Here is a 20,693-nt window from a genome sequence, read left to right on the forward strand (position 1 = left end):
CACTGTCCACTGAACGGCCTCCGGGGCCCGCGCGTTCCACTCTCCACGGAATGATCACGACGACGTTATCGAAGAGTGACTCATCGTCGCAGCTCAGGGCCATGGCCTGACGGAGTGTTGCGACGACTTCCGGCCACCGCGTACCGCCGGTCACGCCGTCCCGTCACGCCGTCCTGTCACGCCGGTGGCTTGAACGTCGGCAGCGCGGCGGCCCCGTCCTTGGTGACCCGGGTCGCGCCGAAGTAGTCCGGCGCGTCGATCTTGTCGAAGCGGATGACGGCGCCGGTGTACGGGGCGTTGATCATGTATCCGCCGCCGACGTACAGGCCGACGTGATGAATGGCGCGGGAGCTGGACAGATCGGTGGAGAAGAAGACGAGGTCACCGGGGAGCAGTTCATTGCGGGACGGGTGCGCCCCGGCGTTGTACTGGTCGTTGGCCACGCGCGGCAGCTCGATCCCGACGCTCTGATAGGCGGCCTGGGTCAGCCCCGAACAGTCGAACCGCCCACCCTGCTCGGGCGTCCCCTCCCCGCCCCACAGATACGGCGTCCCCAGCTTCTGCTGCGCGTAGTAGATGGCCCCGGCGGCCTGCTGCGAGGGGGCGACGCGGGTGGTGGGGGCGGCGAAGCTTTTTTCGAGGGTGCGGATGGTTTTCACGTACCCCTGGGTCTCCTTGTACGGCGGTACGCCCCCGTACTTGATGACGGCGTACGACCCCGCGTTGTACGCGGCGAGCATGTTGCTGCTCTGATCGCCCGGCACGTTCTTGACGTATCCGGCCAGTTCGCAGTCGTACGAAGCGGCCGACGGGATCGCGTCGGCCGGGTCCCAGATGTTCTTCTGACCGTCGCCGTTGCCGTCGACGCCATGCGTGGCCCAGGTGCCGGGGATGAACTGTGCGATGCCGAGCGCGCCGGCCGGACTCTTGGCGTTCGGGTCCCAGCCGCTCTCCGAGTACAACTGGGCCGCGAGCATCGCCGGGTTGAGGGCCGGGCAGAGGTTGCCCCACTTCTGCACCATCGGCTGGTAGAGGGTGGGCACGGCCCCCTTGGCCAGCCCGACCGACCTGCCGCCCCCGCCGAGCCCGGACGACAGCCCGGCCGCAGCCGAGTACGTACCGACGACGAGCAGAGCGAGGAAGCTCGCCCCCGTCCCGACCGCGACCCCGGCGGTCACCCAGTATTTGCGCACCCCTCAACCCTCCCCCATCCGGGCCCGGTTCACCGCCTACTTCACTCGGAAGCCAGAACAGCCGATGCTCGCGTAATCCGTGGGGCTCCCCTTGACGTGGTAGAAGACGACGGTCCAGTCCCCCGGGTCGTTGGCGACCGGGATGGCGTTCCAGGTCTTGCCCACGGCGTGCTTCACGAAGTCGTCGGGATACGTCAGCTCGATGAACTCGCCGGACTTCCACTTGGTGTAGATGTCCACGGGCTTGCTGGTGTAGCCGATGTTCTTGCTCTCCATCCGCACGTCCGTGAACGGCTTGCCGGTCTCGGAGTCGATCTCGTGGGGCGGCTTCACGCCGACGGAGATGTAGTACGGCTCCGGCTTGGCGTTCTTCAGATCCGCGTACTTCATCCGCATCACGATCTTCGCCTTCTTCGTGACGCGCGGAAGGGTGTCGTCGGCGGAGTCGCTGACCCCCGTCTGGAACTCGTCGGGCGTGTTCCCCTCCCCGCCGACGGTGCGGCACGCCCCGATTCCGTGCGAAGCCTCGGCGGGATCCTTGGACAGCGCCCAGTAGTCGCGCGAGACACGGTTGTCCTCGATGTACTCCGGCGGCGGCTGGGCCGCACCCGGGGACGAGGGGCCGGGCGAGGTCCGGCCCGACGGATTCTGCGGCTGCCCCGCCGTCGGCGTCTTCGTCACCCCCTGGGCCTGCCCCCCGTCACCCCCCTTCCCGCCCGGCAGCATCCGCAAGGACACCGCCGCCACCACCCCCAGCACCGCCGCCACCGCGATCGTCACCAGCCACGGGGTGCGGCGGGAGCGGGGGCGGAGGGGGTGGGCGGGGAGTTGGGGGGCCAGGGTGGGGACGTAGCCCGGGGGCATCGTGGGGGTGCCGTGGCCCGGCGGGACCAGGCCCGCGGCCATCGCGGTGGACAGGTCGTGCGGGGCCGCCTCGGCCAGGCCCGCCGTGAGCGCCTGGTAGTACGGGTCCTCGACCAGCGCGGACGTCACCGCGCAGCGCACGATGACCTCCGCCGGACTCGGGCGCTGCGCCGGGTCCTTCGCCGCGCAGGCCAGGATCAGCGCGGCCAGCTCCGGCTCGACGCCGCTCACGTCGATGGGCTCGTGGACGGCCCGGTACGACACGCCCTCCGCCGACCCCGCCCCGAACGGCGCCCGCCCGGTCGCCGCGTACGCGATCGTCGCGCCGAGCGCGAACACGTCCGCCGGATCGCCGACCTCGTTGCGGATCAGGACCTCGGGGGCCGTGAAGCCGGGCGTGCCGGGGGCGACGCCGGTCTGGGTCAGGGCCGTGTCGGCGACGCCGCGCGCGATGCCGAAGTCGATGAGCTGGGGGCCCTGCGGGGCCAGGATGACGTTCTGCGGCTTGAGGTCGCGATGCGTCACCCCGTACGCGTGCACGCTCGCCAGCCCTTCCGCGAGCGCCGCGAACAGCCTGCGGCAGGTGTCCGGCGGGAGGGGGCCCCGGTCGGCGACGGCGCGGCTGAGGGTGGGGCCGGAGACATACTCGGTGGCGAGCCAGTACGGCGGCGCCGCCAGCGACGCGTCGATCAGGTTCGCGGTGTACGCGCTGCGCACCGCCCGGACCGTCTCCGCCTCCCGGCGAAATCGCGCCAGCGCCTCCGGGTGGTCGACGATCTCATCCTTGATCACCTTGAGCGCGACGAGCCGACCGCCGGGCGAGCGCCCGAGGTAGACCATGCCCATTCCGCCCGCGCCCAGCCGGGCGAGCAGGGCGTACGTACCTATGTGTGCCGGGTCCTGGGGCTTGAGCGCGTCCACCGGACGACTTTGTCATGCAACAGGCCATCTCCTCACGTCCGTTGACCGCCTTGTGATCACTTGCGGCGTTTGGCGATCTTGAAACGACAGGAACCGGCCATTCCGCCACCCCGGGGCCGTTGCTACATTCGCTCCCGACAGTAAAGGGAGCATCAACGGGGGTTCAAGGTAATGGCACGAAGTGCACAGTGGGAGGCAATGTTCGCGGGCGCTCCGGGCGCTCCGGGAGGGCCGGGCGGGGTCGGCACGGACTCGGGCGGCCGTATGCGGCTCGCGTCCGCGGGCGGCACCGGCGGCCCGGGCGGCGGCTCCGGCGCTCCCGACATCCAGTTCAGCAAGTCCCCCTGGTCCTCGGCGGGCGGTGTCGCGGGCGAGCTGCGGACCGGGACGGCCGGCGCGCTCGCCGATCTCGAATCCGCCTCCGAGGGCGTCACCAAGGGCACCGAGGGCTTCGGCGCCACGGCCGCACTTGAGGAGATCCATGCGTCCTGGAAGGACCGGCTCGGCACGGTGCGCGACGAGTGCGGACGCCTGGGCGGCGTGCTGAAAACCGTCGGCAAGGACTTCGGCGAGACGGACGTGCAGGTCGGCCAGGACGTGAAGGCCGCCGCCCCGGCGCCGAAGAACGAGGGGCGGTGATCCGGGGGTGCCCACCTGGCAGCAGCTGAGGGACGTCAAGCTCTCCGAGTTCACCGAGGCCGCGGGCGGCTGGGGCAAGGTCAGCAGCCGCGCCGACACCGCCAAGGGCCGTGTCGACAACGAGATGCGCGCGCGGATCCACGACACGCAGCAGAGCAAGGCCGCCGAGGGCGCGGTCGCCGACATCGGGCGGCTCAGCCGCAACTACCAGTATCTGCACACCGAGTGCGGTCTGATCCGTACCGCGCTCGACGGCCTCGCCACCGAGCTCGCCGCCCCGCAGCAGAAGCTGAAGCAGGCGCTGGAGGACGCGGAGAACCTGAAGTTCACGGTCGAGGCGGACGGGTCGGTCAAGTACCCGGTCACCGTGACGGTCCCGTACGCCCCGGGCCCGGGCGTCGCGAAGCCGAGCGCCCCCTCCCCGTTCCTGCTGCCCGGCACGAGCGGGAGCGGCGCCGCCGACCCGAACAAGGCCAAGGCCGATGACATCGCCGCGCGCATCACGAGCGCGGTCCGCGACGCCAACGAGATCGACGGCCGGTACGCGGGCGTCCTGCGCCGCCTGAAGTCCCCGGCGGGCATCGCGGTCACCGACGAGATGCTGGTGGACGCGGCGGCCGACACCAAGGACCTCCAGAAGAACGCGAAGTTCCTCCCGGAGTCGGGCATCCCGAAGGGGAAGTCCCCGGCGGAGAACAAGAAGTGGTGGGCCGAGCGGACGCAGGAGGAGCGGGACGAGTACCTGACCCTGTACCCGGCGCAGATCGGCGCCCTCGACGGCCTGCCCGCCACAGCCCGCGACGACGCCAACCGGATGGTGCTGGCCGAGACACACGCCCAGGTCCAGCTCGACCGCAACGCACTGGGCCCGGAGCCGGACCGGATGATCTGGACCCGGCGCGGCGGCGAGCCGGTGATGATCGAGAACCCCGAGTGGCGCAAGTGGGACGACAAGCGGGCCGCGCTCGACGGCAGACTCAAGGGCATGAAGGCCATTGAGAAGCGCTTCGAGGACACCGGCGTGGAGGGCCTCCCCGAGGCGTATCTCCTGGGCTTCGACAACGACAACCTGGGCCACGCGATCGTCGCCAACGGCAACCCGGACACCGCCAAGCACACCGCCGTGTACGTACCGGGCACCACCAGCAAGCTTGAGGGCGCTGGCGGCGACATCAAGCGTATGGTCCGCGTATGGCGCGAGAGCCAGGGCATGGTGCCCGGCCAGTCGGTCTCCACCATCACCTGGATCGGCCACGACGCGCCCCAGAGCATCGTCCCCGAGGCGATGGAGAAGAGCTGGGCCCACGACGGCTCGCCCAAGCTCAACCAGTTCCTCGACGGCCTCCAGACCACCCAGGGCGGCGCCGACAAGAGCCACACCACGGTCATCGGCCACAGCTACGGCTCGACGGTCGTCGGCGACGCCTCGAACCGGGGCGAACTGGCGGCCGACGACATCGTGGTGGCGGGCAGCCCCGGCATGCTGGTGGGCGACGCGGGCGACCTCGACGTCGGCAAGAAGCACGTGTGGTCCGAGGCCGCGGGCGACGACCTCGTTCCGGCCGGCGGCAAGGCCGCGGGCCTGGGCGGCTACAAATGGGGCATCGAGAAATGGCACGGCATCCCGTTCAACGCCGGCTACATCCAGTACGTGCCCTCCGACGAGGCGTTCGGCGCCCACCGGATGCAGACCGACACCAGCGGTCACAGCGGCTACTGGGACTCCGACACCGTGAGCCTGCGCAACCAGGCCGCCGTCGTCGCCGGAAAGTACGACCAGGTGAAGGAAGCGGATTGACCAGCATGATCACGACATCGCGGCGCCGCCGACCAGTACTCGCCGCGCTGGTCTGCGCACTCACCTTCGCCACTCTCACGACGGGATGCTCGATGGACAAGGACAACAACGGACTCGGCTACCAGCCGACCACCCTGGACGTCGGCGAGGCGCGCGCGAAGGCGAAACGCCTCTCCAGCCAGATCTACGACCTGCTGGCGATCAAGAACGCCCAGACCACCAAGCCGGGCCCTGGCATCATCCAAAGCGCCAAAGACCCCGACCACCTCTACCGGGTCAACCATCCCTGGTCGCTCTACGACGTACCGGTGAGCGAACTCCAGGCGGGCTTCCAGCGGCTCAAGGACCGGATGCCGGGCAACGGCTGGGAGATCACCAAGTACGGGCACAACGGCACCAAGGCCAACACCCTTGAGCTCTTCGCCAATTCCACGACCGAGAAGCGCTTCACGGTCCTGGTCGAGCTCTGGGACAAGCCGGCCGAGGGCAAGAAGCCGCTGATTCTCGTCAACATTGTCTCGGCGTACTTCCGCGCGCCGCAGGGGACGGACCTGGACGTCGAGTACTGACGGACCTGGCCGACGAGCACTGACGCGGACGCCCACCCTCAGCCCTGGGTCAGCCCCTCCCCGTACTTGCCGGGCAGGGTGTCCCGATAGCGCCCGTTTTCCGGACGGGTGTGCAGGGCCCAGGTGCCGTGCCGGGGGTCGACGACCAGGAGGGCCTTCCAGACCCGTCGCTTCCTCGATCTTCTCGGCGACTTCACGCAGGTGGCCCGGGCGCGGGCGAGCGGCGGCAGCGCAGTCACGACAGATCACCCCACCGACACTCCGCCTTCCGCACGCACTCCACCCAGAGCAGCTTCCCCGCGCCTTCGACGCGTACGAGGGCGGTACGCGCCCCAGCTGTCCGCGCAGAGCCGTACGAGTTGCAACCCGCGCCCTCTCTCGGCCGGCCCGCCGGGGACGGGGAGCGCGGGCAGGCCACCGTTGAACGGAGGCGGGACGTCGGGGTTGGAGTCCCAGACGCCGACCCGCAGCCGGTCGGGGTGGTGCGCGTCGAGGCGGAGGGTGTACGGCCCGTCCGAGTACAGGTGGGCGTTGGTCACCAGCTCGGACGTCAACAGCTCAGCGGTTTCGGTCAGTTCGCCCATGCCGTGGGCGCGCAGGACGGCTCGCAGGGTGGAACGGGCGATGCCGGGGGCGCGGGGGTCGCGCGGGAGCTGGAGGCTGTAGGCCCAGGGCGGGGTTACGGTGTCGGTGTCGGCTGCGCGCGATGCCATGGAAGTCTCCGATCGCAGAGGGGAGTTGGTGGTGCGGTGCGATTTGCCTGCGGTTGCCCGGTGACCAGGTGGCTCCGTCGAGCGGGGTGCTTCTGGGCGATGGCGCCTGGAGAAGAAGATAGAGCGCACGCAAAGACTCTTTGCCGAGATCCGAAGAATCTCGGCGCTTTCTCCCCCGTGTGGGTGACAGCGGAACGGACCTACGGGCAAAGGGAGTTGCCATGACAACAAGACCCTCCGCGACGGCCCGCCGCGTCAGGCTCGCCACGGAGCTGCGCAAACTACGCGAGCGTGCAGGCATGACCGCAACCGATGCCGCCAAGTTCCTCGGCACGAGCTCAGGCCAGCTCAGCAACGTGGAGTCGGCCCGGTTCGGGGTGAGTCCCGACCGGGTCCGCGCGATGTCCCGGCTCTACTCCTGCGCGGACCAGCCCTACATCGACGCCCTGGCCGACATGGCGGTCGAGAAAGCGCGCGGCTGGTGGTGGGACGCCTATCGCGAGGTACTGCCGTCAGGACTGCTCAACCTCGCCGAGTTGGAGCACCACGCCACCTCCCTGCGCACGGCCTTCACATCCCATATCCCCGGGATGCTCCAGACTGCCGATCACGCCCGCGAGATCTTCCGCCACGTAATCCCCGCCCCCACTCCGCCCGAGGTGGAGCACCGCGTCTCCTACCGAATCAAGCGGCAGGACGTCATCTACCGCGAGGGCCCGACGCCGTACCGGACGGTCATCCACGAGGCCGCCCTACACATGAAGGTCGGCGGCCGTGGCGTGGCTCGCACCCAGTTGGAGCACCTGCTCAGCATGAGCGAGCGGGACCACATCACCCTCCGCGTGCTCCCCTTCGACGTCGGCGCCTTCCCCGGGTCCGGCCAGTCCATCAACTACCTGGCTGGCTCCGTGCCGCAACTGGACACCGTCCAGCTCGACCAGTTCCACGGGCCCCACTTGCTGGATGCCGAGGCTCACCTGGAGAAGTACCGACGCCTCCTCGACATCGTGGAAGCCACGGCGCTCGGCCCCGAGAAGTCCCGAGACTTGATCCACGCCATCGCCCGAAACCTGTAATGGAGCTCTCATGCCCACCCACAACTGGCAGAAGTCGTCATACTGCGCACAGGGAGAGTCCTGCCTGCACGTCACGTCCACATGGCAGAAGTCGTCCTACTGCCAGGAAGGCGAAGCCTGTGTGCACGTCACCGCAGGCGCAGGAACGATCCTCCTGACCGAGAGCAGCGACCCCGCGGAGGTCGTACTCACCACCACCCCCGCCGCCTTCGCCGAACTGATCCGCGCCCTCAAGCAGAACACCGCTCCAGGGTCAGGGATCGAGGTCGTGTTCGGCCCCGAGGAGCGGGTCCGCCTGTACGAGGCCACCGCCCCGGAAACCGTCGTCACGACGACCCGGGAGAAGTGGGACGCCTTCGTGCTCGGCGTCCGGGCGGGTGAGTTCGACCGCTACGGCGAATTCGCGGAAGTAGGCTGCGCGAACTCAGCGGGCTGAGCCCGGCCACTCTTGCGCGGGCGGCAGTTCTGCTGCTATGCGTCGGCACTCTTTTTTCGCGCAGGCGCGCGTTTGCGCTTGCGTACGCCCCCAGGTCCTCGCCTAGCGTCGTCACGGGGGCGGCGGGAGGGCCGCACGAGACGGGCGGGGGAGTACGTGTACGCGGAGAGCTGGCAGCGGCTGCTGGACCAGGCGGGGCAGCCCAAGGCCATGTCACTGGCGTCGGCCGGACCGGCGGGCTCCGGCCCCGCCGGTGGCACCGGCGAGCTGAAGCACAGCCCCAAGCCGTGGTCGGACGCGGCGGGCACCGCCCACAGCCTCCAGACGGACACCGCCAAGGCGAAGGGCGCCCTGACCGCCGCCCACTCCGGCGCCGAGGCGGGCACGGCCGGTCTGGCGAGCATGGGCGCGCTCAAGTCCGTACTCACCTCGTGGGAGACGCGGCTGACGGCCGTCCACACCGAGTGCGGATCCGTGGAGCCGGCCCTGCGTGAGACGGCGTGGGCGCAGGGCGAGGTGGACACGGGTGTGAAGTCGGCGCTGGCGCGGTACTCCGCGCCGTCCGGCAAGGGCCGGTGACCGGGGTGCTCACCTGGCAGCAGCTGCATGACCTCAAGTGCGCGGAACTCCTCGACGCCGCCGACGGCTGGGGCGCCGTCAGCACCCAGGCCGACGCGGCCCGGGACCGGATCAGCGACGAGATGATCCGGGGCCTGGAGGCCACCCAGAAGGGCATGGCGGCCCCGGCCGCCATCGGCCGCCTGCGGCGCCTGGACCGCAACTACGACTACATCCGTACGGAATGCGGTCTGGTCCGTACGACCGTGAGCTCGCTCGTGTACGAACTGGTCGGCTTCCAAGGCCAGTTGAAGGACGCCCTGGACGACGCGGCGAGCCTCGGCTTCACGGTCGCGGCGGACGGGTCGGTGAGTTATCCGGCGGGCGGCGAGAACGTTGTCACGAAGCAGCCGGTCCCCGGCGGCAGCGCATCGGCCGACACGCCGGTCATGTCCCGCCCGCCGACCTTGGACGCGCCGCATCCCGGCCTGGTCAGCCCCAACCCGAACCAGGCGAAGGCCCAGGACATCGCCGACCGCATCCGCCGGGTGCTCACGGCGGCCCGCCAGGCCGACGAACAGTTCAGCACGGCGCTGAGCAAGCTGAAGGCCGAGCCGGGCCTCGACGTCACCGACGCGATGTGGAAGGACGCGGCGGCGGATCTTGCGGCGGTACGCAAGGTCTCCGGCGACCACCTCGCCAAGACCATCCCCACGAAGGGCACCCCGGCCGAACGCCACGACTGGTGGACCCACCTCTCCCCGTCCCAGCGCGACGAGTACCTGGCCACGTGCCCGGACATCATCGGCAACCTGGACGGCATCCCGGCGGCGGTACGCGACGAGGCCAACCGGGACAACCTGCGGCTGCTGATCGGGAAGCTGTCGGGGGTGGACGAGGCGCGTGCCAGGCTCGACGGGCTGAAGTCGATCGACGATCAGCTGCGCGCGGGCAGTGACCCCCCGATGTACCTGCTGGGCATCGGCGACCAGGGAAACGGTCGGGCGATCGTCTCGTACGGCAATCCGGACACGGCGAAGAACGTGTCGGCCTACGTTCCGGGGCTCGGCACCACGCTCGACACGGCTTTCGCGAACAACGATCTCAAGCGGGCGCGGCAGACGGCGCTCGGTGCCCGGCGCGCCGACCCGAGCAGCGCCACCGCATCAATCGTCTGGCTCGGCTACGACGCCCCGCAGTTCGACGCCGTCAAATTCCTTGAGCCCGACAAACTCGCCGAGAACTTCGCGGTCATGGGCGACCACGACGCCAAGGTCGGCGCGTCCGCGTACAACCAGTTCATGGCGGGAGTCTCCGTCACGCACGAGGCGGGCGATCCGCACGTCACCGCCATCGGCCACTCCTACGGATCCCTCACCGTCGGCCTCGCCGCCCAGCAGCACGGCGGCATCCCCGGTGTCGACGACATCATCCTCGTGGGCAGCCCCGGCACCGAGGCGAAGAACGCCGACGCCCTTGGGGTCGGGCGGGACCACGTGTACGTGGGCGCCGCCAAGAACGACATCGTGACCCAGTTGCCCGGCAAGGGGGAGGTGACCGGCACCGCGCTCGGCACCCTCTTCGGGGGACCTGGCGTAGGCGGGTACGTGGGCCACAAGGTCGGAGAGATGGTGGACGGCGGTCCCGACAAGCTCTACTTCGGCACCGACCCGGCGAGCCACGAGTTCGGCGCGAGGCGCTTCGCGACGGGGGACGGCCCGGAGCTCATCGACCGGGGCAAGCTCGTCTCGTCCGTCGTGGACGGGAACCTGGAGCTTCCTTCCCCCGACGTCAGCGCACATTCCCACTACTTCGACCCCGAGAAGGACTCCGTGTCGGCAGTCAACATCGCACGCATCGTGGCGGGCCAGGGCAGCAAAATCATCACCGAGGAGCCCCGATGAGTTCCTCCCTCCGCCCAGTCGCCGTGATGCTGCTTCTCATGACGGCCGTCGGCTGCGGCGCGCTTCCCAGCACCAACTCCGAAGGAAGGAAACCGACCATGGACATGGGGCAGGGTGCCGAGCAGGCCGATGCGATCCTTCAGCAGACCCTGGGCGACATCACTCCGCCCCTGCGCTGGAACCACGGCCCCTCGAACGACATCGCCTGCAGCAACATGCTGGGCAAGGGAACAGGCACCGGAACGGTCGAGCGCCTCATCGTCATCCTGACCAAGGTGTCCGCGGAGCGGCGGGGCAGCCTGCTGGGCATCGTCGAGCGCAGCTGGAAGGCCCGGGGCTACAAGATCACCGGCGTGAACCGCGACAAGGACATGCCTGCCATCTTCGCCACCACGCCGGACCACTTTCAGATCGTGCTGGAAGTAGGCGCCACCGGCCAGTTCGGCTTCTCCGCCGTGACCCCCTGCCTCACTCACACCGACAACATCCCCGACCCGGCCCCCACCCCCAACACCCCCCAGCGCGACGTCCCCTACCCCGCCCCCGACGACATCCACGACGACTTCTGGTCAGCCCCCACCCCCGGCGCCCCCACCCCTCACCGCAGCTCCCCCTCCGCCAACCGGTAGAGCGCCGCCGTCGTCCGGCCGAAGACCACGCTGTACGACACGTCGGGGTCGTCGCCGCCCTCCTGGTAGCCGCCTATGACGCCCTCCACCGCGCCGGCCGCCGTCACCCAGGGGCTGCCGCTGGTGCCGCCGGAGTAGTCGGGGCACTCGATGCGCTGCTGGGTGTCGCCGTACGCCGTGGCGCGGTTGGTGCACGTCTGGGGGCTGTCCGCGTCGCTGGGGTAGCCGGTGACCGTCACCTTGGCGCCGACCGGGGTGTCCGTGGTCAGCGGCGCCCCGCCCACCATGTCCTCCACCTGAGCCCCGGTCAGGGACCCCGGCCCCAGGACCGCGAAGGCCACGTCGTCGTCCTCGCTGCCGTCCTCCTGCCAGGCGTCGTCCATGTACTTCGCCTTGACCGGCCAGGTCCCGTACGGCGCCTGCCCGTCCCGGTAGCCGGGCACGAACACCGCGTCGTCCTGGTCGTCCAGGCAGTGCGCCGCCGTGATGATGAGGTCGCGGCCCTCGCTGTGCACCACCGACGCCGTGCAGAAGTGGTCGCCGTCGAGACCGCCCGAGAAGAGCGCGCCCACGCGCGCGTTGGCGGCTGTCACGGGCGCCAGGGCCGTCATGCCGCCGGACGCGGCCGCGGCCCGGGTCCCGTACACCGGGATCACCAGAAGCACGGCCACCGCGGACAGAGCGCGCAGCTGGGAGACGTGTCTCATAGGTCAGACCTTCTCGCACAGAACCGAGAACATCCATGGAAGTTCTCTGAGAAGTGTCTGTGAAGCGGTGGCTCCCGGGGCTCCGGGGGCGCCCGTCGTGGCGTGGCGGCGGGCCGCGCCGACGCCCGTCCCGACCCGGTTGCGCCCCCGCCGCGCCCCGCACTCCGCCCGCCCTCAAGCCAAGAGCCCCAGAGTGCACCAACGACAGTCATTGCCCGGAGTCACCCTGCGTGATACACAGAGTGACCATACGCGAATCCGCAGAGAAACGGTCCACCGCAGGTCAGGGCGGTGCGACCGGCACAGCTGTGCGGTTTCGAGTAAAGACCGCCGCCAAGTCGACATACCCGGGCGGTTTCATCAGCGAAGATAGAGCCTGACCCATGCCGTGGGGCAGGGGCATCGAACTACCCGACAGGGGCGGTGAGTTACGTGTACCTGGCAGCCGAAAAGGGCGACATCAACACCATCATCGGCGGAATCGCGCCCAACTGGGGGCCGTTCGGGAGCCTGGGCCAAGAGGCCCGCGTGATGGTCGAGGTCGTGATGGCGGTGGCCATTCTGCTGTGCCTCGGCATCGCCGTCTGGGGCGCGGCCAAACAGCGGATCGGTGCGACGGCGCTGCGCGACACGTTCAGCGCCGAGCAGGGCAAGGGCCTGATCGTCGCCGGTCTCACCGGGGTCTTCATCATCGGCTCGCTCGGCACCCTCTTCACCATCGTGTACGGGATGGCCGTCTGAATCGGCATCAGGTGACCTGACATCAGGTCACCGTCCCTCTCCCGCCGCGTTCGTCCCCACGGGCCCGCCCAGGCCCCCTCCACCACCATCCGTACGTCGTGCCCACCGGCAGAGGTTGCGTCTCCCTGATGTCGAGTCACCACACCGCGCCCGCGCGGGAACCAGCACGGCTACCGTCGTACTACATGACGGGGCAGCGAGCGGCACAGCGAAGGGGCGAGGGGGCGTACGCGGCATGAGCGTCGGCGACGAGCACGACTCCAGGCGTACCGAGGACCCGTACAGCGATCCGTACAGCACCGTCGGCGGTACGCGCCAGACGCGCACCCGGCTGCCCGAGGGCGAGGGCGCCGACGTCTACGGCGGCGCCCGCCGCCCCGTGCGCGCCTCGCGGTCCCTGATCACGGTGGTCGGCGTGGTGGCCCTCCTGGTCGCCGCGATCGCCTTCGCCAACAGAGGCGACGGCGGCTCCGGCGGCTCCTCCGACGACCCCAAGCAGTCCGGCGCCCAGCCGACGGCGGCGACGGGCACGAAGCCGGTGGACGGCAAGGTGGGCGGCATCGCCTCCGGCTTCCCCCAGACGGAACAGGGGGCGCAGTCGGCGGCGGCGAACTATGTCGTGGCGCTCGGCTCCGACGGCATGTACAACGCGACCCGGCGCCACCAGATCGTGAACACCGTGTACGCGCCGGACGTGGCCGCCGTCCGCCAGAGCGACCTCGACAAGGCGTACTCCGGCCCGGAGTTCCTGGCCCGGATCGGCCTGAAGCCGGACGGCAGCGCACCCGTCGGCCAAACGTTCATCTCCCGCTTCAACCCGGTCGGCGCCAAGGTGGACAAGTTCGCCAACGACACCGCGAGCGTGTCCGTCTGGTACTCGGCGCTGTTCGGACTGGCCGGTGAGGGCTCCAAGAACCCGGTCTCCGAGGGCTGGTACACCAACACGTTCCAGCTGAAGTGGGTGGGCGGCGACTGGAAGGTCACCGACTTCACCCAGAAGGACGGCCCGGCGCCCGTGGGGCGCGACCAGGCCGCGGCCACCGCCAAGGACATGGCCGACGCCGTCGAGCAGTACGGAGGGTTCACCTATGCCCGGTAAGCGGCCCCGCCGTGCCCTCTCGTTCGCCACGGCGCTGGCGGCGGTGCAGACCACCGCCGTGCTGGCCGCCACGTACGTGTACGCGGCTCCGAGCCCGAGCCCGAGCCCGAGTCCCACCCCGAGCCCCGGGCCCAGCGGCGCCAACGCGTGCGACCTCATCCGCGGCCCCGCCAAGGACTACTGCGAGTCCGGCAACAGCAACGTCAAGGCGCCGCCGGGCACCGTCGGCCCCGGCGACCCCGCAGACCCCCTCACCTCCCTCTCCAAGGGCTGCGCCGACGCCGCCGTCTGGGTCGTCGACACGCTCTCCAAGTTCGTGAAGACCGCCGCGAAGGTGGACTTCACCAACCCCGCCTTCCTCGGCCGCTACGCCGTCGTGTTCGCCGCCGCCACCATCCTCACCCTCGTCCTGTGGCTGCTCGCCGTGGCCAAGCGGGCGATCCGGGGGGTGCCGCTGACCACCGCGATCTCCGAGGCCGTCGGGTTCCTCTGGCTGACCGTGCTGGCCTCCGCCTTCACCCCGCTGATCCTGTACACCGTGGTCAACGCCACCGACGCGGTCACCGACGTCATCGCGTCCGGCACCGGCGATCAGACGGACGTGTTCTTCGGGTCGTTCTCCGCCGCCCTGAAGAAGGGCACGGACATCGGCGGCGGGCCGATCATGCTGATCGTCGTCTCGCTGGTCACCATCGTCGCGGCCGGCGTGCTCTTCCTGGAGCTCTACATCCGCGCGCTCCTGCTGTACGTGGGCGCGCTGCTCGGCGTCGTCGTGTACTCGGGGCTCGTCGACAAGAACATGTGGGGCCACGTCCGCCGCTGGGCCGGGATCATGATCGCGATCATCATGGTGAAACCCATCATCGTGATCGTGCTGAGCCTGGCGGGGGCGCTGTCCGCCGGGAAGGGGCCCGATTCCTTCCAGGCCGTCGTCTCCGGGCTCGCCATCATCCTGCTCGCCATCTTCGCCTCCGCGATGATCTACCGCTTCGTCCCCGGCTTCGGCGACGAGATCGCCGCCGCCCGCAGCAACCGCAAGCAGGCCACCAGCGGCGCGTCGGCCGCCGCCGTGATCTCCTCCCCGGCGGCCCTCGTCTCGCAGGGCATCAAGACCCACAGCAGCCGGGGCAACCAGAACAACGCCCAGCCCCGGCCCGCCAACCCGATGTCCGGCGGTGTGGCCGCCCACAGCAGCCGGGGCTCCTCCGGCGGCGGTGGCGGCGGCGGATCTGTCCCCTCCGCCGCACCCTCGCCCCGTAACGGCTCCGGCCCCACCAGCGGCACCCCGCACGGCAGCCGCAACACCGGTAACAAAGGCAACAACAGCACAGGAGGTGGAGGGCGTTGACGACCCAGTCCCATCCGGTCTCGCCCCGCCGCACGTATCTGATCGGCCGGGCCAGGCCGTCGGCGATCGTCGGCAAGAACCGCGAGACCGGCGAGATCGCGCTGATCATCGGCGGCGCGTTCCTCGGCATGATGTGCGGGCTGCTGGTCCCCGTCCTGTCCCTGCGGATCGTGCTGCTCATGGGCTTCCCCATGCTGGCGCTCGCCGCGGTGTACCTGCCGTACAAGCACCGCACGTTCTACAAATGGTTCGAGATCAACAGGAGTTACAAACGGTCGCTGCGGCGCGGGACCACCTATCGCTCCGGCGCCATGGAGGCCGGTGTCGGTATCGACGGGCGTGAGGTCGAGGTCGGGCCGCCGCCCGGGATCGGGCGGATCAGCTGGCTCGCGGCGCCCTTCGGCCCCGACGAGATCGCCGTACTGCTGCACGCCGACCGCCGTACGGTGACCGCCGCCATCGAGATCGAGGGCCCGGGCGTCGGGCTGCGCGACAGCGAGGACCAGGAGGCCCTGGTCGACCGGTTCGGCACGCTGCTCAAGCATGTCGCCAACGGCGACGGCTTCGTGACGCGCCTTCAGATGCTGGCCCGCACCCTGCCCGCCGACCCGGACGCGCACGCCAAGGACGTCGCCCAGCGCGGCGACCACGGCTCGCCCGACTGGCTCCAGGAGTCCTACGAGCAGCTGCAGTCGATGGTGTCCACCTCCAGCGAACAGCACCGCGCGTATCTGGTCGCCTGTATGCAGTACTCGCGCGAACTGGCCGCCGAGGCGCACGCCATGGCCCGCGCCGCACGCCCGCAGCCCGGCCGCAAGCTCGACAAGGACGCCGGGCTCGCCGTCGTCATGGCCCGCGAGCTCACCGACATCTGCGCCCGCCTGGCCGAGGCCGACATCCGGGTGCGCCAGCCGCTCGGCCAGGGCAGGCTCGCCTCCCTGGTGCACTCCATGTACGACCCGGACCACCCCATCGACCACATCCAGGCGATGACCAAGCGCAACGCCTGGCCCGCCGAGCTGGACGCGGTCGAGCCCACCTACCTCCAGGCCAAGACCCGCGAGTCCTCCACGCGCGCGCCCTGGTGCCACGCCACGGCCTGGGTGAAGGAGTGGCCGATGACCCCGGTCGGCGTCAACTTCCTCGCCCCGCTGCTCGTCCACACCCCGGACGTGATCCGTACGGTGGCGGTCTGCATGGACCTCGAACCGACCGAAGTGGCGATCGAGCGGATGCTCACCGAGAAGACCAACGACGAGGCCGAGGCCTCCCGTGCGGCCAAGATGAACCGGACCGTCGACCCCCGCGACATCGCCGCCCACGGCCGCCTCGACCAACGGGGTGAAGATCTCGCCAGCGGCGCGGCGGGCGTCAACCTGGTCGGGTACATCACGGTGTCGGCGCGCTCCCCCGAGGCGCTGGCGAGGGACAAGCGCACCATCCGCGCCTCGGCCGGCAAGTCGTACCTGAAGCTGGAGTGGTGCGACCGCGAGCACCACCGGGCCTTCGTCAACACCTTGCCGTTCGCGACCGGCATCCGCCGCTAGCCGAGAGCTGATTGGGGCCCTGCTCATGCGAGATCCGCTCTCCGCGCTCACCAACGCGTTCACCGCCTTCCTGTTCGGGAAGGTGGAGACGACCCGGCTGCCCGTGCGTACGTCCACCGGCCAGGCGCAGGCCGTCTATCTGCCGACGGCCGCGCCCGGCCTCGGCGACTCGGGCGTGATCATCGGCCGCGAGGTCTACAGCGGCAAGGGATACATCTACGACCCCTTCCAGCTCTACGGACAGCAGCTGCCGGCGCCGCACTGGCTGGTCCTGGGCGAGTCCGGCAACGGCAAATCGGCTCTGGAGAAGACGTACGTCCTGCGCCAGCTGCGGTTCCGCGACCGCCAGGTCGTGGTGCTCGACGCGCAGGGCGAGGACGGCGTCGGCGAGTGGAACCTCATCGCCCGCGAGCTGGGGATAACGCCCATCCGCCTCGACCCGATGGCCGCCCTCGACGGCGGCATCAAACTCAACCCGCTGGACCCCGCGATCACCACGACGGGTCAGCTGGCGCTCCTTCGTACGATCATCGAAGTGGCGATGGGTCACGGCCTGGACGAACGGTCGGGCTTCGCGCTGAAGGTGGCGCACGCGTACGTCAACGAGACGATCACCGACCGCCAGCCCGTCCTCACCGACATCGTGGAGCAGCTGCGCCACCCGGAGGCCGAGTCGGCCGAGGCCATGAACGTCGACATAGACGATGTCCGGGCCTGGGGCCTGGACGTGGCCCTCGTCCTCGACCGGCTGGTCGACGGCGACCTGCGGGGCATGTTCGACGGCCCGACGTCGGTCGGCATCGACCTGGACGCGCCCCTGATCGTCTTCGATCTCTCGCACATCGACCGCAACTCGATCGCGATGCCGATCCTCATGGCGATCGTGGGCGTCTGGCTGGAGCACACCTGGATCCGCCCGGACCGCAAGAAGCGCATCTTCCTGGTGGAGGAGGCGTGGCACATCATCAACTCGCCGTTCGTGGCCCAGCTGTTCCAGCGCCTGCTCAAGTTCGGCCGACGCCTCGGCCTGTCGTTCGTGGCTGTCGTCCACCATCTCTCGGACGTCGTGGACGGCGCGGCGGCACGGGAGGCGGCGGCGATCCTGAAGATGGCCTCCACCAGGACGATCTACGCCCAGAAGGCGGACGAGGCACGGTCCACGGGCCTGGTCCTCGGCCTGCCCCGGTGGGCCGTCGAGATCATCCCCACGCTCACCCCCGGCATCGCCGTCTGGGACGTCAACGGCAATGTCCAGGTGGTCAAACACCTGATCACCGAGCGCGAACGACCACTGGTCTTCACCGACCGGGCGATGACGGAGTCGGCCGCGACCGACGACGTCCTGGCCCATGAGCTGGAGAGCAGGCTGGAGACGGAGACCGAGCGCCGGGCCGCGCTGATGGAACAGCAGATGTCCGGCACGTCGCCGCCGTCGGAGTCGACGGTGGCCTGACGGACCGAGGCCGCCTTACGTACGTACTGAGGCGGCCTGATCCGATGGGGTGACCCGATCCGATACGGTGCCCGATCCGATGCGGTGGCCTGATGTACTGATCGACTCGAACTCGCCCGATCTGCGCAAGTTGCCCTGCCCTGCCGGAGGTTGCCTGACATGCCGGAGTCCCGTTCCCGCGGCGAGGAGCGCGGAATCCCCGATTCCCTCCTCGTCGGGCTGCTCGCGTTCCTGCTCGGCCTCACCGTCCTGGTCTGGTCGGCGACGGGCCTCGCGGGCCTGTTCAGCCACGGCGCCTGGCCGGACGGCGTAACGTTCACGCGCACCCCGGTCGCCCTGCGCCAGCTGGTCCAGGCCCCGCACGACCTCCCGGCCGCCTGGCCGGACACGCCCAGGGCCCAGCTCTCCGGCTACGGCCTCTTCTGGGGCCTGCTCATCGGCCAACTGCTCGTCCTGCTGGTGCTGTTCATCTTCGCGCTGGGCACGTGGTCGCGCTGGCGGGCGGTACGGGCCCGGGCCAAGGCGGCGGGGCGACTGCCGGGGGACGCGGTGGAGGGGCCGGTGGAGGCCGCCGCGGCTGCCGCCCCGACCGCCCCGACCGCCCCGGCGTGGCAGCCGGAGCAGACGCCGCAGCCGGTTCCGCAGAGACCGAGCGCGGCGGACACGGTGGAGGCGGTCGACACCACGTACGCGGCCCACGCGGAGAGACAGGTGCCGCAAGAGGCGGCGGCGCCCGAGGTCGCGCCGCCGCCCGGCCGGCTCCCCTCGCCCCGCACGGCCCGCCCGCCCAGAGTCGTCTACGGCGGCCCCGACACCCGCCGCCCCACGGCCGTCCAGGCCATCCGGGACGCCGAGGGCCCCGCGCTCGTCATCACCTCCGACCCCACGCTGTGGGCGGAGACGAAGGACGCGCGCGCGAAGCTCGGCCCGGTCCATGTGTACGACCCGGGGCACCTCTGCGACACCCCGGCCCGCCTGCACTGGTCGCCCACGAGCGGCTGCGAGGACGCGGAGGTGGCGCTCGCCCGCGCGACCGCGCTGCTCGCGCCCGTACGCCCGCAGGCCCGTATCGACACCGCCATGGCCGACACCGCCGAGACGCTGCTGCGCTGCTGGCTGCACGCCGCCGCGCTGGACAGCCGGGACGGCAAGGCCGTCAAGCAGGTCCACCGCTGGGCCCAGGGCACGGGCGCCCACGAGGCCGTACGCATACTCCGTACGCATCCCAAGGCCATGAGCGGCAGCGCGGGCCTACTGGAGTCGGCGCTGACCGCGCACCCGGAACGCCGGGAGATCGCCCAGCAGCTGACGTCCCGCGCGCTCGACGCCCTCTCGTCCATCCACATCCGCGAGGCCTGCACGCCGAATCGAGCCGATTCGCTGGCCCTGGAATCATTCGCGGCCGAAGGGGGCACGCTTTACGTGGTGGGTGAAGCCATTGAGGATCCCCGGTCGCGTCCCGCCGCGATGCCCCTCCTGACCGCCCTCGCCTCAGACGTGGTCGAGCGCGGCCGCCGCATGGCCGAACGGTCATCCGACGGTCGGCTCGACCCACCAATGACCCTCGTCCTGGACGACGTCGCGGCCGTCGCGCCGCTGCCCCGGCTGCCCGAACTCCTGTCGACGGGCCAGGACCAGGGCCTGCCGACCCTGGTCCTGCTCCGCTCGGCCGAACAGGCCAGGGCGCGGTGGACGGAAACGCTGACGCCGTAGGGCTGTGTCATCGGCCGCTGGTCGCCGGGCGCCGGCCGCTGGCCGCTGGCCGCTGGGCGCTGGGCGCTGGGCGCTGGGCGCTACGGTCGGACGATTTCCATCTCGACGTCGTGCGACGCCGGGTCGCCGGGCGCCACGGGCGCGCTCTTCCCCGTCCGTACGAACCCGAACTTCGTGTAGAAGCCCTCGGCACGCGGGTTCTCGGTGTGTACGTACAGCCGTACGCGCCCGATCCTCGGCTCCTCCAGGGACCAGACCCACTCCACGGCGGCCTCGAAGAGCCGCTCGGTGAGCCCGATGCCCCGGTGTTCAGGCCGCACGAAGACACCGACCAGATGCGCCTGATCGGCCTCGATCGTGTCCCCGAAGAAGTCCTCGCCGCCGGCCCGCTCGATCAGGGCGACGACGCCGCCGACCCAGGTGCCGTCGGGGGCCTCGGCCACGAACTGGCAGGCGCCGTCGCCGGTCGCCCGGGCGGTACGCGCTTCCCAGAAGGAGTCGGGCTGGGCGACCGCCTGCTCGGTGGTCTCCAGGAAGGCCACGGGTGCGGCGGGATCGGCGAGCGCGGCGAGCCGCAGTTCCTTGGCCTTGCGCCATTCGTCGGCCCGTACAGGGCGTATCACGTGTTCCATGGCGAAGATAGTGCCATGAAACGCAGAAAAGCCCCGCACCATTTATCCTTGCGGATCATGGTGCGGGGCTTCCCGCAATGATTGTTCGGCGGCGTCCTACTCTCCCACAGGGTCCCCCCTGCAGTACCATCGGCGCTGAAAGGCTTAGCTTCC

The 20,693-nt window shown here is 70.3% G+C and carries 20 protein-coding genes; 14 read left to right on the forward strand and 6 right to left on the reverse strand.

What is annotated here, in order from left to right; all coding sequences use genetic code 11:
* Nucleotides 1–176: 176 nt before the first annotated feature.
* Both ACGFRG_RS29505 and ACGFRG_RS29510 read right to left on the reverse strand, forming a co-directional pair.
* Nucleotides 177–1,193: an NlpC/P60 family protein gene (locus ACGFRG_RS29505; protein ID WP_393268763.1), complete on the reverse strand. Its 1,017-nt coding sequence runs from the start codon at nt 1,191–1,193 to the stop codon at nt 177–179.
* Between the two features lie 36 nt (nt 1,194–1,229).
* Nucleotides 1,230–2,978, reverse strand: coding sequence for a serine/threonine protein kinase (locus tag ACGFRG_RS29510; RefSeq protein ID WP_393268765.1), 1,749 nt, complete (start codon nt 2,976–2,978; stop codon nt 1,230–1,232).
* Nucleotides 2,979–3,176: 198 nt separating this feature from the next.
* Between ACGFRG_RS29510 and ACGFRG_RS29515 the strand changes: the two genes are divergently transcribed.
* Genes ACGFRG_RS29515 through ACGFRG_RS29525 form a run of 3 tightly spaced genes read left to right on the forward strand, consistent with a single transcriptional unit; the run spans nt 3,177 to nt 5,984 of the window.
* Complete coding sequence (locus ACGFRG_RS29515; protein WP_393268767.1) at nt 3,177–3,617, forward strand: hypothetical protein; 441 nt, start codon at nt 3,177–3,179, stop codon at nt 3,615–3,617.
* A 7-nt stretch (nt 3,618–3,624) separates the two neighbouring features.
* Nucleotides 3,625–5,415: an alpha/beta hydrolase gene (locus ACGFRG_RS29520; protein WP_393268770.1), complete on the forward strand. Its 1,791-nt coding sequence runs from the start codon at nt 3,625–3,627 to the stop codon at nt 5,413–5,415.
* 5 nt (nt 5,416–5,420) lie between these two features.
* Nucleotides 5,421–5,984, forward strand: a complete 564-nt coding sequence (locus tag ACGFRG_RS29525; RefSeq protein ID WP_393268772.1) for a hypothetical protein — start codon at nt 5,421–5,423, stop codon at nt 5,982–5,984.
* Between the two features lie 38 nt (nt 5,985–6,022).
* Here ACGFRG_RS29525 and ACGFRG_RS29530 read toward each other — a convergent pair whose 3' ends face one another.
* Nucleotides 6,023–6,223: a hypothetical protein gene (locus ACGFRG_RS29530; protein ID WP_361429435.1), complete on the reverse strand. Its 201-nt coding sequence runs from the start codon at nt 6,221–6,223 to the stop codon at nt 6,023–6,025.
* Nucleotides 6,224–6,229: 6 nt separating this feature from the next.
* On the reverse strand, nt 6,230–6,697 hold the full coding sequence (locus ACGFRG_RS29535) for an ATP-binding protein (protein ID WP_393268775.1): 468 nt from the start codon (nt 6,695–6,697) through the stop codon (nt 6,230–6,232).
* A 221-nt stretch (nt 6,698–6,918) separates the two neighbouring features.
* Here ACGFRG_RS29535 and ACGFRG_RS29540 point away from each other — a divergent pair, with 221 nt between their 5' ends.
* The 5 genes from ACGFRG_RS29540 to ACGFRG_RS29560 all read left to right on the forward strand — a co-directional run bounded on the left by ACGFRG_RS29540 (nt 6,919) and on the right by ACGFRG_RS29560 (nt 11,300).
* Nucleotides 6,919–7,773: a helix-turn-helix transcriptional regulator gene (locus ACGFRG_RS29540; RefSeq protein WP_393268778.1), complete on the forward strand. Its 855-nt coding sequence runs from the start codon at nt 6,919–6,921 to the stop codon at nt 7,771–7,773.
* 10 nt (nt 7,774–7,783) lie between these two features.
* Entirely contained in the window at nt 7,784–8,209 is a 426-nt protein-coding gene (locus tag ACGFRG_RS29545; protein ID WP_393268781.1) for a DUF397 domain-containing protein, read from the forward strand.
* A 156-nt stretch (nt 8,210–8,365) separates the two neighbouring features.
* On the forward strand, nt 8,366–8,788 hold the full coding sequence (locus tag ACGFRG_RS29550; RefSeq protein WP_393268784.1) for a hypothetical protein: 423 nt from the start codon (nt 8,366–8,368) through the stop codon (nt 8,786–8,788).
* Entirely contained in the window at nt 8,785–10,671 is a 1,887-nt protein-coding gene (locus ACGFRG_RS29555; RefSeq protein ID WP_393268786.1) for an alpha/beta hydrolase, read from the forward strand. Before ACGFRG_RS29550 ends, ACGFRG_RS29555 begins: the two co-directional genes overlap by 4 nt.
* Complete coding sequence (locus ACGFRG_RS29560; RefSeq protein WP_361429423.1) at nt 10,668–11,300, forward strand: hypothetical protein; 633 nt, start codon at nt 10,668–10,670, stop codon at nt 11,298–11,300. Before ACGFRG_RS29555 ends, ACGFRG_RS29560 begins: the two co-directional genes overlap by 4 nt.
* Here the strand turns inward: ACGFRG_RS29560 and ACGFRG_RS29565 are convergent.
* Nucleotides 11,270–12,007: a trypsin-like peptidase domain-containing protein gene (locus tag ACGFRG_RS29565; RefSeq protein ID WP_361429421.1), complete on the reverse strand. Its 738-nt coding sequence runs from the start codon at nt 12,005–12,007 to the stop codon at nt 11,270–11,272. The genes ACGFRG_RS29560 and ACGFRG_RS29565 overlap by 31 nt on opposite strands.
* Before the next feature lie 432 nt (nt 12,008–12,439).
* On the opposite strand from ACGFRG_RS29565, the gene ACGFRG_RS29570 reads away from it, so the two are divergent.
* From ACGFRG_RS29570 to ACGFRG_RS29595, 6 genes are all read left to right on the forward strand, one after another.
* Complete coding sequence (locus tag ACGFRG_RS29570; protein ID WP_188272968.1) at nt 12,440–12,748, forward strand: hypothetical protein; 309 nt, start codon at nt 12,440–12,442, stop codon at nt 12,746–12,748.
* A gap of 235 nt (nt 12,749–12,983) precedes the next feature.
* A complete protein-coding gene (locus tag ACGFRG_RS29575; RefSeq protein ID WP_393268790.1) occupies nt 12,984–13,847 on the forward strand; it encodes a hypothetical protein in 864 nt (287 codons plus the stop codon).
* Nucleotides 13,837–15,195: a hypothetical protein gene (locus ACGFRG_RS29580; RefSeq protein WP_393268793.1), complete on the forward strand. Its 1,359-nt coding sequence runs from the start codon at nt 13,837–13,839 to the stop codon at nt 15,193–15,195. Before ACGFRG_RS29575 ends, ACGFRG_RS29580 begins: the two co-directional genes overlap by 11 nt.
* A complete protein-coding gene (locus tag ACGFRG_RS29585; RefSeq protein ID WP_361429415.1) occupies nt 15,192–16,742 on the forward strand; it encodes an SCO6880 family protein in 1,551 nt (516 codons plus the stop codon). The genes ACGFRG_RS29580 and ACGFRG_RS29585 overlap by 4 nt, the downstream gene beginning before the upstream one ends.
* 25 nt (nt 16,743–16,767) lie before the next feature.
* A complete protein-coding gene (locus ACGFRG_RS29590) occupies nt 16,768–18,195 on the forward strand; it encodes an ATP-binding protein (protein ID WP_361429413.1) in 1,428 nt (475 codons plus the stop codon).
* Nucleotides 18,196–18,354: 159 nt separating this feature from the next.
* Entirely contained in the window at nt 18,355–19,908 is a 1,554-nt protein-coding gene (locus ACGFRG_RS29595) for a type IV secretory system conjugative DNA transfer family protein (protein ID WP_393268798.1), read from the forward strand.
* A gap of 80 nt (nt 19,909–19,988) precedes the next feature.
* On the opposite strand, the gene ACGFRG_RS29600 is transcribed toward ACGFRG_RS29595, so the two are convergent.
* Nucleotides 19,989–20,540: a GNAT family N-acetyltransferase gene (locus ACGFRG_RS29600; protein WP_361429409.1), complete on the reverse strand. Its 552-nt coding sequence runs from the start codon at nt 20,538–20,540 to the stop codon at nt 19,989–19,991.
* Nucleotides 20,541–20,693 lie beyond the last annotated feature (153 nt).

The sequence above is a fragment of the Streptomyces sp. NPDC048696 genome (assembly GCF_043198895.1).
In the GTDB taxonomy this organism is placed as follows: Bacteria; Actinomycetota; Actinomycetes; order Streptomycetales; family Streptomycetaceae; genus Streptomyces.